This window comes from Phyllobacterium sp. 1468 (assembly GCF_031455525.1).
GTDB lineage: Bacteria > Pseudomonadota > Alphaproteobacteria > Rhizobiales > Rhizobiaceae > Phyllobacterium.
The window spans coordinates 383,277-396,242 of the sequence record NZ_JAVDSX010000003.1; the positions used below are offsets into that span (position 1 = coordinate 383,277).

Sequence of the window (12,966 nt, forward strand, 5' to 3'; positions counted from 1 at the left end):
TAAGTTAAAATCGATTAAAGCATGCAGGGAGGACAGGGCATGGCGACGCATGAAGCGCGAACCCTTCAAATTTCCATTCAGCGATCCTGGCGCGACGTTTATGACTACGCAAGCATCCCGGAAAACCTGCCGGAATGGGCCTCGGGGCTAACGTCTGCTTTGCAAAAGTCGGGCGGGGAATGGCTGGCGGACAGTCCTGCCGGTAAGCTCAGGCTACGTTTTGCACCGCCAAACGAGCTCGGCGTTCTCGATCATTGGGTCATCACTGAAACCGGTGAGGAGGTTTATATCCCGTTGCGGGTTGTCGCCAATGGAGACAATTCGGAGGTGACATTCACTTTATTCCGGCTGCCCGGAATGGACGACGAAAAATTCACGGCAGACGCAGCCTGGGTGATGCGTGATCTGCAAAAACTCAAGGACGTGCTCGAAGCACAACTTATAGAGTGAGGCAAAAATGGCCAGTTCAGGTAAAGACATGCGTATCGACTATATCGAATTCAACGTGAAGGATATTGCGCGGGCCCGCAGTTTCTATGGCAATACGTTCGGCTGGTCCTTCACCGACTACGGAGCTGATTATTGCGAATTTTCCGATGGTAATCTCAAAGGCGGATTTGCCAAGGCCGGCGAGGTCAAACCGGGTGGCGGTCCCTTGGTCATCTTCTTCGCCGAAGACCTTGCGGATACATTGAGGCGGGTTGAAAAAGCGGGCGGCAAGATCGTCAAGCCGATCTTCAATTTCCCCGGTGGGCGCCGCTTTCATTTCACCGATCCGGAAGGTTACGAATTGGCTGTCTGGTCCGACAAATGAGCGGCCGCCTCGCGCGACCGCTCTTCAATCGTCAAGCCGCGCGGGCTGTTTTTAGAGCGTTTGCCCACAGGACAAGCTGGTTAAGCTGGTTGTCGGCTGCTTCATTGAGATGTTCATAGTCTGCAAGCTTCTTCTCGCCTTTGACCACAGTGAGATATTCGGGGAAGGAGATGTGGATGCCGGTCTTGACCGATGCGGCACTCATTTCCACAAAGACCAGTCGAAGATGCTCGATTGCACGGGCACCGCCAACGCCGCCATAGCCGACAAATCCAACGGGCTTGTTAATGAACTCGCCAAGATCGATGGCATTCTTCAGAACGGCAGTCGGGCCGTGATTGTATTCCGCAACAGTGACAACAAAACCGTCGAACTCACGCAGTTTCTTTTTCCAGCGCTCCGCCGTCTCGGTTTGAGCAGTCGACGTGCGCTCTTCGCCGAAGAAGTGCATAGGATAGTCGAGCAAATCGAGGATCTCGACTTCGACATCGTCACGTTTGCCGGCTATTTCGGCGATCCATTTGGCTGGAAATTCGGCGAAACGGCCGATTCGCGTGCTACCAACGATGATGCCGATTTTTGCTTTAGCCATATTGAGGAATCCTTTGTCTTGGGATGGTAACTATTTGTGACCGGCGCTATATAAGTGACTGTTCGAAACGACCGCAAGGAGGCACTTTTTTGAAACCAGATCACTTTGAAGTAACCTCTGCCTGCAGCGCCGTCCATCACATTCTGGCGCGGGTGGGCGACAAATGGACGGTGCTGGTCGTCAATTATCTTGGCAATCGCTCAATGCGATTCAACGAGTTGAAGCGAGCGATCAATGGTATCTCGCAAAAGATGCTGACAAGCACATTGCGTAGCCTTGAGCGCGATGGTTTCGTCACGCGGACTGTCTATCCAACCATTCCGCCGCGTGTGGATTACGAGCTGACGGACCTGGGTCGCGATCTGCTGGTGCCCGTGCGTGGGTTGGGCGACTGGGCGATCAAGAATGAGCAACGTGTCAGCGAGGCCCGTGCCCGTTTCGACGCAGCCCACGGGAATGCTCAAGGACCGCGCAGATTCGCTGACGCGGCAGAATAGGGAATCCTGCTGATCCCATTGCACGTTAAGCAGCTGTGATAACAAAAAAGGCGGGTCGAACCCGCCTTTTCCGTATTTGCGTGGATAAGGACTTCTTAGAAGTCCATACCGCCCATGCCGCCCATTCCGCCGCCTGGCATCTGGGGAGCGCCGCCGTTGTCCTTCTTAGGAGCTTCGGCGATCATGGCTTCGGTGGTGACGAGAAGGCCAGCTACCGATGCCGCATCCTGCAGAGCAGTACGGACAACCTTGACCGGGTCGACGATGCCGAGAGCAATCAGATCGCCGTACTCGCCATTAGCGGCGTTGTAGCCGTAGGTGTCCTTCTTGTTCTCAAGGATCTTGCCGACAACGATCGAAGCTTCATCGCCTGCGTTCGTTGCGATCTGACGAGCCGGAGCCTGCAAAGCGCGACGTACGATGTTGATGCCAGCATCCTGATCGGCATTTGAACCCTTGAGGGTAAGACCAGCCGAAGCGCGAAGGAGAGCAACGCCACCGCCAGCAACGATGCCTTCTTCAACAGCCGCACGGGTTGCATTGAGGGCGTCGTCGACGCGGTCCTTCTTTTCCTTCACTTCTACTTCCGTTGCACCGCCAACGCGGATAACGGCAACACCGCCAGCGAGCTTGGCAAGGCGTTCCTGCAGCTTCTCACGGTCGTAGTCGGAGGTGGTTTCGTCGATCTGCTGCTTGATCTGGCCGACGCGAGCGTTGATTTCGCCCTTCTTGCCATGACCGTCAACGATCGTGGTGTTTTCCTTGGTGATCGACACCTTCTTGGCGCGGCCGAGCATGTCGAGCGTAACGCTTTCGAGCTTGATGCCGAGATCTTCGGAAATGACCTGACCACCGGTGAGGATAGCGATGTCTTCGAGCATTGCCTTGCGGCGATCGCCGAAGCCAGGTGCCTTGACAGCAGCAATCTTCAGGCCGCCACGCAGCTTGTTGACGACGAGCGTAGCAAGAGCTTCGCCTTCAACGTCTTCAGAAATGATGACGAGTGGCTTGGAGGTCTGAACAACAGCTTCAAGAACCGGCAGAAGAGCCTGGAGGTTCGAGAGCTTCTTCTCGTGAAGAAGAATGTAGGCGTCTTCGAGATCAGCAACCATCTTTTCAGGGTTGGTTACGAAGTAAGGCGACAAGTAGCCGCGGTCGAACTGCATGCCTTCGACGACTTCAAGCTCGGTGTCAGCGGTCTTGGCTTCTTCAACGGTGATAACACCCTCGTTGCCGACCTTCTGCATCGCCTTGGCGATCATTTCGCCGATTTCAGTCTCGCCATTGGCAGAGATCGTGCCGACCTGCGCAACTTCTTCCGAAGTCTTGATCTTCTTCGCGCTCTTGCCGAGCTGCTTGACAACTTCAGCAACAGCAAGATCGATGCCGCGCTTCAGGTCCATCGGGTTCATACCGGCAGCAACAGCTTTGCCGCCTTCCTGAACGATAGCCTGGGCAAGAACAGTAGCGGTCGTGGTGCCGTCACCGGCAATGTCGTTCGTCTTCGAAGCGACTTCACGCACCATCTGCGCGCCCATGTTTTCGAACTTGTCCGAAAGTTCGATTTCCTTGGCAACGGTCACGCCGTCCTTGGTGATGCGCGGAGCGCCGAAGGACTTGTCGATAACCACGTTGCGGCCTTTCGGGCCGAGCGTTACCTTGACAGCGTCTGCAAGGATGTTCACGCCGTTCAGCATGCGTTCGCGTGCGTCGCGGCCGAATTTTACTTCTTTGGAAGCCATTTTATCTCTCCTGGGATTTCACCCGGTTTGATCGAATTGTGATAGAATTCGGCGATTAGCCGAGAATGCCGAGAATGTCGGATTCCTTCATGATCAGCAGGTCTTCGCCGCCGATCTTGACTTCCGTGCCCGACCACTTGCCGAACAGGATAAGATCGCCTGCCTTGACATCCAGTGGTACGAGCTTGCCGGCCTCGTCACGAGCGCCAGTGCCTACGGAGACGATTTCGCCTTCCTGTGGCTTTTCCTTGGCAGTATCCGGAATGATGATGCCGCCGGCAGTCTTTGCTTCGGATTCGACGCGGCGTACAACAACGCGGTCGTGAAGCGGGCGGAACTTGGTTTTGGCCATGGTTAGAACCCTTGATGTTGGTGTCAAAACGATGTCGCGAACAGCTGCGCCATCCGCGTTATTAGCACTCGACAGAGGTGAGTGCTAATTGCAGCCCGAGATAGGGGAGGGGGCTGAAAGAGTCAAGGAATATCCAGTGAAATTTTCATGACACGGTGGAGTGGCGCTGTGATCCGACGAAGGCTTTTACCGCAACATCATCAATGGTCGATATGTTCTTCGCAGCCATTGCGCCTTGACAACATGCTGCCGGCGAGATCGCCGAAAATCTGCTCGCCCTGCTTCCACGGGGCATCCTGCCGAACAATCAAAGGTCTTGTGGCGCATGCGCGGCATAACGGTATTGGTTTTGATACTAAATGCTATATGTGCATTCTTGTACTTCTATAGCATAAAGCGCATCTCCGGCAGGTCAACTTTCCAGGAGTAACGATCATGCGCGCTGTCGCCTATTTCGAATCACAACCCATCACCGCTGAAACTTCATTGGTCGATATCGAGCTACCCAAGCCCGAAGCAAGTGGCAGAGACCTATTGGTTGAGGTGAGGGCGATATCTGTCAATCCCGTCGACACCAAGATCCGGGTTGGCGTAAGACCGGAAGGGGGAAGCGCCAAGGTGCTTGGCTGGGATGCGTCAGGCGTCGTGGCCGCCGTGGGTCCCGAGGCACAATTCTTCCAGCCGGGTGATGAAGTGTTCTACGCTGGTGTGATCGATCGTCCCGGCACGAACTCAGAATTTCACCTGGTCGATGAGCGTATCGTCGGCAAAAAACCATCGTCGCTGAGCTTCAACGCCGCGGCCGCCTTGCCGCTGACATCGATTACCGCATGGGAAGCGTTGTTTGATCGGCTTCACGTCGAAACACCGGTCCTCGGGGCGGCCAATGCCATCGTTATCATCGGCGGCGCCGGTGGAGTTGGATCGATCGCTATCCAGCTCGCGCGAAAGTTGACCAACCTCACCGTCATCGCCACGGCGTCGCGTCCGGAGACGCAGGCATGGGTCCGGGATCTCGGCGCTCATCACGTCATTGATCATTCAAGACCTATCGCTGCGCAAGTTGAAGCGCTGGGTATAGGCGCTCCGGGATTCGTGTTCTCAACCACCAACTCCGACGCGCATCTTGCTGAAGTCGCCGCGCTGATCGCGCCGCAGGGCCGGTTCGCACTGATTGATGATCCGAAGACGCTCGATGTCATGTTGTTGAAGCGCAAGAGCATATCGCTGCATTGGGAGCTGATGTTTACACGGGCGCTGTTCAAGACACCCGATATGGATGCGCAGCATCGAATTTTGAACAGGGTATCGGAACTCGTTGACGAGGGGACGATCAAAACTACTCTCGCTGATGACTTCGGCCCGATCAACGCCGCCAATCTGAAGAGAGCGCATGCACTCATCGAAAGCGGCCGCGCCAAGGGCAAGATCGTTCTTTCCGGATTCTGATCAGGCCAATTGCGCTGGCTGTATGGGTAGAAGAAGCGGCGACAAGAGCAGCGTCAGTCGTCGGACTGATCTTCACAAACGTGATGCGCCATATCGACGAGCATGTCGCTGACATGCTTGTCGGCGAGCTCATAGAAAATCTGCTTGGCCTGCCGGTTGCCGCGGACCAGCCGGGCCCCGCGCAACAGTCGCAGGTGATGACTTACCAGCGACTGCGACAGATCGAGGCCAGTCGCTATATCGCCGACTGATCTCGGCTCGTCCAGGCAGAAGAACAGGATGCGCAGCCGCGTCGGATCGCCAAGCAGCCGAAACGTCTCTGCGAGGATCGTCGTATCGAGTTGTGACGGGATCGCCAGCTTGTTCAATGCTTATGGCCCTGGTGACGATGGTCATGTTCCGCGTGGTCGTGACCCGTAGGGTCGTGGTCGCCATCAGGCTCCGTCCCCAGGCAACAATCGTCCACCTCACTGTCCGGCCAATCAATGGCGACAGTCGAATGTTCAATATCGAACTTCGTTTTGAGCTCGGCTTCGACCTGCTTGACCAGCAAACGTGGGTTGGCGTCACCGCGCGGCAGCACATGCAACGTCGCGAGCGCTTTTCCTGATGTGATCATCCAGACGTGAACGTGCCGAACATTGGCGCAACCGGGTATGGTTTTCTTCAAATGCTGCTCGATTTCTTCCGGCGAGGCATTTGCCGGTGCGCCCTCGAGAAGAATATGCATTGAATTTCGCAGCAATGCCCAGGCGCTGCGCAGGATCAGCAGGCAGACGAATACCGAGAGGATGGGATCTATCGGCGTCCAATTCGTATAGTAGATGACGATTGCGGCGATGATTGTCGCGACGGAACCAAGCAGATCACCAAGCACATGCAGGATCGCGCCCTTGATATTGACGTGCTCGCTGTCACCGCGCGTAAGGATCCAGAACACAGCTATATTGATCACCAGCCCGATCGTCGCGACGATCAGCATCGGCCCTGCCAGAACCTCACCGGGGTTGCGGAAGCGTTCGATGGCCTCGATGGTAATCCAGATAAGAATAGCGAACAGCGCTATGGCATTCATCAGCCCGGCAATGACTTCAAAGCGCAGATAACCGAACGTACGCCGCTCATCCGCCGCCCGTTTGCCGAAGTGGAATGCGGCGTAAGACAGAGCCAGCGCAGCGGCATCGGTCACCATATGGCCAGCATCAGCGATCAGCGCCAGCGAACCGGACAATACACCGCCGATAACTTCGACGATCATGAAGGCAAATGTGATGAAAAACGCGATCAGCACCTTGCGCTGATTATCCACCGTGATCTTCGGTGCGTGGTCGTGGCCTTCGTGTGAATGTGACATGGCGTGCCCTGATGATAACAAACATATCAATAAGTGTTCATATGTATGCTGTCAATATTTGGAAGCGAAACAATCGCCGACGATCATGGGTGACACATTTCATGCAATCGGGTAAGCGGTGTCGGGCTTTGCGTTCTCGGAAAGGATCGGCATGACCGATATGATACATTTGCAGCGTCTCGACGAATTGATGGATCGTTACGATGTACTCCTGTGCGATGTCTGGGGCGTTCTGCACAATGGCGTGGATTCGTTTGCTTCCGCATCAGCCGCTCTTTCACGTGCGCGGAAAGCCGGTCTGACGGTCGTCCTCATAACAAATGCACCGCGCCGTTTTGATAGCGTCGCGCAGCAGATACACGCGCTTGGCGTGCCGGAATCTTCCTACGATCGCATTGTCACATCGGGGGACGTGACGCGCGAGCTGATCCGCAATGCGCCGCGCCGCGTCTTTCATCTTGGGCCTGAGCGCGATGAAACCCTGTATGAAGGGCTGGACGTCGAACTTGTCGAGGAACGCGAAGCAGAAGTCGTCGTATGCACTGGGTTCTTTGATGATGAGACGGAAGCGCCGGAAGACTATGCCGAAATGCTCATTCGATTCCGCTCACGGGATCTGCCGTTCATCTGCGCCAATCCAGATATTGTCGTCGAGCGCGGCGATCGCCTTATATGGTGCGCAGGCGCACTTGCTCGCGACTATGGCCAACTTGGCGGCCGGACATTGATTGCCGGCAAGCCGCATCGCCCAATTTACGAAGCCGCTGTTGGCGCTGCTGCGGAAGTGCGCGGCGAGCCTGTCGATACCGCGCGCGTCCTCGCTATCGGCGATGGCATGCTGACTGACATCAAGGGCGCCGATCTTTTTGGAATTGACGCTCTTTACATTTCCGGTGGTATCCATGCTGGAGACTACGTCATGGGCGGCGTTCAAGACCTCGAAAAACTCATTGCATTTCTGGCGAAGCACGGCAGCAATCCCGTGGCCACGATGACCATGCTGGCCTGAGGTCAAACATCATGTCGATCCTGCGTTTGACCGAACAGCAGGGCGGGTGCAAAGGTGCTCGATTCCGCAATGTTGAAGGTCAATTTGCAGGTCTCAACTTCCCTCACGTGAGCCTATCGAACCACGTACAGTGCCGATACTCAATATTTGTTAAAGACGTTGAATCGTCACCACGGCCTTGCGTATCATCTTGTCTTGTATAAGCTGGTACGGCTTGGGCTCCAGACCATTTTCACGACCGTGCTGTCCGGGCATTGCACGACAATGTTTTTTCCACTGATATCCGCAAATAATATTTAAAGTTATTTTAAGAGGTCTCTATGAAAGGACTAATCGCCTTATCCCTGTTCGCAGCCACATTCTTCGTCAATACCGCTTTTGCCCAAAATACGTCAGATGATATCTGGCAGGAAACCGAGATTGCGACACCGCGCAGTCTCAACACCAAAATGCCATCAAAATTCCGCTCCTTTAAAGTCAAATTTGGCGCCTTTAAGAAAACGGCATCAGAGGCGGCAGATGCCTCCAGTACCACTACGGCAAACACAAAACCGAACGGAGCAACAGAGGATCATATTATCCTGCCGCTGCCGGAAGGCGGCGAAAGCTCCTTCACCCTTGCCGATTCCGGCGTGATGTCAGAAAAGGCAATGCAGGAATCGCCAGATATCCGCAGCTATATGGGGTCTGACAAGGACGGCCGCCATCTGCGACTGGATATTTCGCCGTTTGGTATCCGGGCCATGGTAACCGATAAGAACGGCACCTGGTACATTGATCCTCTGGAGCGGTACGAGGGCAAAATAAAATTCGCCAAAGGAAAAGATGATCAATATGTGCTCTATAACCGGAAGGATTTGCCACCGGAAAAGGTAAATCTCCGTAAAGATTTGCCAAAAGAGCCAAAAACACAGGACATTCGCGAAAAACCTGTGCCGCTGCCCTCGCCAACAGCGCTGAAAGAAGCAAAACCACAGGACATTCATGAAGATCCTGTGCAGCCCTCGCCAGATCCGGTGACGAAAAAAGATGAGATCGTTAAATTTGGAAAAACATTACGGCAATTTCGCATAGGTTACACCGTTGGTTTTGATTATATTCAACGTTTTAATGTCATTTCTACTAGAAATGATGATGATCTTGAAAAATCGCAGTATAAGGCGGCCTATTCACAAATAATTATGCTGACAAATCGGCTCAATGCAGTATACGAACGTGATGTGGGCGCTCATTTTAATTTGGTGAATAGTAAAAGAATGCTATTTAACATACATGATGACAATTGCGATGCCTGTGTTGACATTATTCTTGATGAATCGCAATCATGGGGCAGCGGACACTACCGTCGATCGGGGAAGATAAAACTAATCGATGTGGGGCTACCAGGTCCGGAGTATAACTTTGTGGAGGAGATCCTGGATCAGGAGGTAGGTCATTATCTGGGTGCGCACCATACGTTCTCTGGTTGTAATTTAGGTGACCCTTATTTCTCTGACAGCAACTACGGTGTCATGGTCGAGCCCAGAAGCGGGACAACCATTATGGGATATGATGGTCAGTGCACTGGTCAGGATATAAATAATAATAGAGATACAAGTTTAAAAGAATATATTGTATATCATTCTGATTTGTATTTCAATGCGTATAGTATTACAGAAATGCAAGACTTCATGTCTAATAACAAATCGTCATCTGACGTTGAGAAAGAAAATCTTAATACGGAAGATATAATGATTGACGGTATTGCATTTTTTGCCAACGGTAAAACAATTCCAGCAAAAACTCCTTTTACGTTGCAAGCGTCTGCTAGAAATTCTGTGAAACCAATTGCATCAATATTGCCATTCAAGTCAGAAAAGGAGGCGTTTAATTATGTTAAAACGAATAAAACGAAAGCTGAATTTGTCCCAGAAGGCGTATCGAAAAATTTAAAACCTGTTATATCCAGCAACGATGCATTGACTTTTACTTGGGATGAAAATGATATTGCGAAAGTAAAAGAAGAAGGTATCACAAGCGACGGGATTGCCCCTCCAGCGGATCGTGGTTTTGGCCCCCTCTTCAGATCGTTTCCTCCAATTTCTGCGGATCCTGATGGAATAGCCAGGCGAACATTTCCAAGTGTTGCCAGAATTTTCGGGTATCCTCCAATGCTAGGTTATGAACCCGTTGATGTATGGGAAAGTGGTGAGAACTTTGCAACGACAACTCGCCATCTGTCATTTCAGCTTACAGTTCGCGATAATGCTCAAACAGACCTGCATCCGAAACCGGAAGATTTTGCCCTGGAGTACTTGGCCGAACCAAGCCATAATTTGTCTTTTGATGATTGGATTGCAAGCAAGGTTGTAGCACCGACAGGGGCGATCGCTCAAATAAGATTTAGTGTTGAAAATACCGGCAGGGCTTTTGCGGTAACAAGCCCGAACAGCAATGTGAGCTGGCTGGCAGGGTCAACTCAAACCATTAAATGGAATGTTGCAGGTACTGATAATAATACAATTGCCTGCAAATATGTGACTATAGAAATGTCCAAAGACGGTGGATATACTTATTTACCCACCCCTCTTGCAGCCCATGTTGCCAATACGCCCGTTGAACTTGACCTTAATGATAAGGCGGCTGTCGATGCGAAGGGCAACCATGTTCCAACAATTGCCAGAACGGATATTCAGATCCCACGGCCTGTGACTGTTGTTAATGGCGTTCAACTCGTTGCAGATGAGTCCCACGCACCCGACACCAAAGTGCGCTATAAAATCAGCTGTGACAATAACATTTTCTTTGCCGTGTCACCGGTCAATTCGACGGTTTCTTATTAGATGAGGCGTTCTACCCGGTTGGAGTGGTGATTAGTCATCACTCCTCTTCTTTAGGATGCTACTTATAAGGTAAGGAATAGCCTTCACACCGGCGGTATTCACGCTACGGACCATGTCACGGACAGCACTCACTGCGTCGAAAAACTGTTGGCTTTTTTGGCAAAGCACGGCAGTAATCCAGTGGCCACGATGACCATGCTGGCCTGAGGAGAGATATGTCCATCCTGCGTTTGACCGATCCGAACCATTTGCCCGAGCACCTCAAAGGTGCTGTGGTCGCGATCGGCAATTTCGATGGTGTACATCGTGGTCACCAGGCTGTGCTGGAACGAGCGCTTGAGGCAGCGCAGGCGGCGCGAAAGCCATCGCTCGTCCTGACTTTCGAACCGCATCCGCGCAGCGTGTTTGTACCGGACCAGCCGGTAGACCGCTTGACCCCTGCCGCCGAGAAAGCCTCCATTCTCGAGGCACTGGGCTTTGATGCGGTGGTCGAGTGCCATTTCACGCGCGCGTTTTCGCAACTGACTGCAGACGTATTTGTGGACCAGATACTGGTCGGCGGCCTGGCGGCGAGCCGCATCGTCACTGGGTTTGATTTTCATTTCGGCAAGAACCGCCAGGGCGGCCCCGCCTTTCTGATGGATGCCGGCGAAAAGCGTGGCTTTGACGTCACTCTGGTCGATGCCTTCCGCGATGAGGGCGGTCACGCGATCTCATCAAGCCGTATTCGCGAGCTTTTCGGCGAAGGGGAGGTGGTGGAGGCGGCGGGTCTACTCGGTTATCGCCACCGTGTCCGGGCCGAGGTCATTGGCGGCAAACAGCTGGGCCGCACCATCGGATTTCCGACAGCCAACATGGTTTTGCCTCCGGAAACACATCTGAAACATGGCATCTATGCTGTGCGTTTCCGCCGGGCTGATGGCACGCTCCAGGATGGCGTTGCCAGCTTCGGCCGGCGGCCGACGGTTGACACGGATGGTGAACCGCTACTCGAAACCTATGTCTTCGATTTCAACGGGGATCTCTATGGTGAAACCTGCGCCGTATCATTCTTTGGTTATCTGCGCGGCGAGGAAAAATTCGACGGCCTGGAACCGATGATGCAGCAGATCAAGCGCGACGAAGAGGAAGCGCGAGCCTTGCTTCAGGGTGTACAGCCATTGTCGGCGCTCGATCAGACGATCAACTTCGATTGAATTGGTAAATTGTTTACCAAGACAATAAAGCCAATTTTATCTATCTTTCGGTAGCGTCGCCGGATAACTTGCCATCTCCCAGGCAGGGTTCCGGAGTGATTTCATGTCTATTCGCCTGATTGGCGCTCTCTCGAGCGCATTGTTTTTTGCGGGATCAACTGCAGTTTTTGCTGATGAGTATTATCCGGACAGCCAGCCAACCAGTAGCACACGCGGAGATCATTGGTGGTCAGGCGACTGGTATCTCACGCTTGGCGCCAAAGGCTTCGTTGCGCCAAAATATGAAGGCGCCAAGGACTATATGCTCAGCGCTGCCCCGGTTATCTCTCTTGGCCGCGCAGGGAAGTCGGTTCGTTTTTCCTCGCTCAACGACAATGCCTCCCTCGGTTTCATCGACACCGGCGTTTTCCGCGCTGGTATCACCGGTAAACTGATTACCGGGCGCGACGATGGTGACTCTGACGATCTCAAAGGCCTTCACGATGTCGACTGGGGATTCGAGCTCGGTGGCTTTGCGGAATTCTATCCGACGGACAATATTCGCGGCCGGGTCGAGGTGCGGCGCGGTATCGGCGCTCATGACGGCGTCGTTGCCGATTTTGCCATCGATGCTTTCAAGGACATAACGCCAACAGTGCGCGTGTCCGCGGGTCCGCGTGCAACCGTTGCCTCCAAGGACTATTTTGAAGAATATTATGGTGTGACGGCCAGCGAGTCTGTGGCGTCGGGCCTCGCACGGTATTCTCCGGGCGGTGGCCTAAAATCGCTTGGGGTCGGCGGTCAGATCACTTGGCAGACCACCGACAAAATCACGACGAGCGCTTATGCCGAGTATAGCCGGCTGATGGGGCCGGCGGCAGATTCAAGCCTGGTCAGGGAACGTGGTTCGGCCAATCAGGCGACATTGGGCGTGCAGGCAACCTACCGGTTCGACTTCGCGCTTTAAAGGGCTGAAGCGGCGCACGCGAAGTTTATTGCGCCTCCCTCTTTATTCTATGAGCGGTGGTTGCTAAAAGCGCGGCATGAAAACCGTTTGCAGGACTGGCGCGCAGTCCATACCTATTCACGCGATACGAATTACTGGCCCGGCCTTGCCGCGTTCCTGAAGCTTCGGCTTTGCGGTGCGGAAGGTCCGGGGC

13 protein-coding genes are annotated in these 12,966 nt (G+C 53.5%); 8 read left to right on the plus strand and 5 right to left on the minus strand.

The genetic code is table 11. From position 1 onward, the window contains the following. Window positions 1-39 precede the first annotated feature (39 nt). Window positions 40-450 (plus strand): SRPBCC family protein, encoded by a 411-nt coding sequence (locus J2X72_RS11015; protein ID WP_310071801.1) that lies wholly within the window; start codon window positions 40-42, stop codon window positions 448-450. A gap of 7 nt (window positions 451-457) precedes the next feature. Next, complete coding sequence (locus tag J2X72_RS11020) at window positions 458-814, plus strand: VOC family protein (RefSeq protein ID WP_310071805.1); 357 nt, start codon at window positions 458-460, stop codon at window positions 812-814. Window positions 815-845: 31 nt separating this feature from the next. Here the strand turns inward: J2X72_RS11020 and J2X72_RS11025 are convergent, their stop codons facing one another. Next, a complete protein-coding gene (locus J2X72_RS11025; RefSeq protein WP_209997864.1) occupies window positions 846-1,406 on the minus strand; it encodes an NADPH-dependent FMN reductase in 561 nt (186 codons plus the stop codon). Between the two features lie 89 nt (window positions 1,407-1,495). Here J2X72_RS11025 and J2X72_RS11030 point away from each other — a divergent pair, with 89 nt between their 5' ends. Then, a complete protein-coding gene (locus J2X72_RS11030; protein ID WP_310071808.1) occupies window positions 1,496-1,903 on the plus strand; it encodes a helix-turn-helix domain-containing protein in 408 nt (135 codons plus the stop codon). A 95-nt stretch (window positions 1,904-1,998) separates the two neighbouring features. On the opposite strand, the gene groL is transcribed toward J2X72_RS11030, so the two are convergent. Both groL and groES read right to left on the minus strand, forming a co-directional pair. Next, on the minus strand, window positions 1,999-3,645 hold the full coding sequence (gene groL, locus J2X72_RS11035) for a chaperonin GroEL (protein ID WP_209997860.1): 1,647 nt from the start codon (window positions 3,643-3,645) through the stop codon (window positions 1,999-2,001). Window positions 3,646-3,700: 55 nt separating this feature from the next. Beyond that, window positions 3,701-3,997 carry a co-chaperone GroES gene (gene groES / locus J2X72_RS11040; protein ID WP_106715529.1) on the minus strand — a complete coding sequence of 99 codons (297 nt, stop codon included), beginning with the start codon at window positions 3,995-3,997 and terminating at the stop codon, window positions 3,701-3,703. 435 nt (window positions 3,998-4,432) lie between these two features. Here groES and J2X72_RS11045 point away from each other — a divergent pair, with 435 nt between their 5' ends. After that, window positions 4,433-5,446, plus strand: coding sequence for a zinc-binding alcohol dehydrogenase family protein (locus tag J2X72_RS11045; protein ID WP_209997859.1), 1,014 nt, complete (start codon window positions 4,433-4,435; stop codon window positions 5,444-5,446). A gap of 53 nt (window positions 5,447-5,499) precedes the next feature. Here J2X72_RS11045 and J2X72_RS11050 read toward each other — a convergent pair whose 3' ends face one another. Both J2X72_RS11050 and J2X72_RS11055 read right to left on the minus strand, forming a co-directional pair. After that, the gene (locus J2X72_RS11050; RefSeq protein WP_209997858.1) at window positions 5,500-5,814 is read right to left on the minus strand and encodes a metalloregulator ArsR/SmtB family transcription factor; all 315 of its coding nucleotides are present in this window, start codon (window positions 5,812-5,814) and stop codon (window positions 5,500-5,502) included. Then, window positions 5,811-6,800 carry a cation diffusion facilitator family transporter gene (locus J2X72_RS11055; protein ID WP_310071818.1) on the minus strand — a complete coding sequence of 330 codons (990 nt, stop codon included), beginning with the start codon at window positions 6,798-6,800 and terminating at the stop codon, window positions 5,811-5,813. Before J2X72_RS11055 ends, J2X72_RS11050 begins: the two co-directional genes overlap by 4 nt. Window positions 6,801-6,960: 160 nt before the next feature. On the opposite strand from J2X72_RS11055, the gene J2X72_RS11060 reads away from it, so the two are divergent. The 4 genes from J2X72_RS11060 to J2X72_RS11075 all read left to right on the plus strand — a co-directional run bounded on the left by J2X72_RS11060 (window position 6,961) and on the right by J2X72_RS11075 (window position 12,773). Further along, window positions 6,961-7,809, plus strand: a complete 849-nt coding sequence (locus J2X72_RS11060; protein WP_310072206.1) for a TIGR01459 family HAD-type hydrolase — start codon at window positions 6,961-6,963, stop codon at window positions 7,807-7,809. A gap of 320 nt (window positions 7,810-8,129) precedes the next feature. Then, on the plus strand, window positions 8,130-10,631 hold the full coding sequence (locus J2X72_RS11065) for a hypothetical protein (RefSeq protein ID WP_310071820.1): 2,502 nt from the start codon (window positions 8,130-8,132) through the stop codon (window positions 10,629-10,631). 215 nt (window positions 10,632-10,846) lie between these two features. Continuing rightward, a complete protein-coding gene (locus J2X72_RS11070) occupies window positions 10,847-11,827 on the plus strand; it encodes a bifunctional riboflavin kinase/FAD synthetase (protein ID WP_310071821.1) in 981 nt (326 codons plus the stop codon). Between the two features lie 103 nt (window positions 11,828-11,930). Further along, complete coding sequence (locus J2X72_RS11075) at window positions 11,931-12,773, plus strand: MipA/OmpV family protein (protein WP_310071823.1); 843 nt, start codon at window positions 11,931-11,933, stop codon at window positions 12,771-12,773. Window positions 12,774-12,966: the final 193 nt, after the last annotated feature.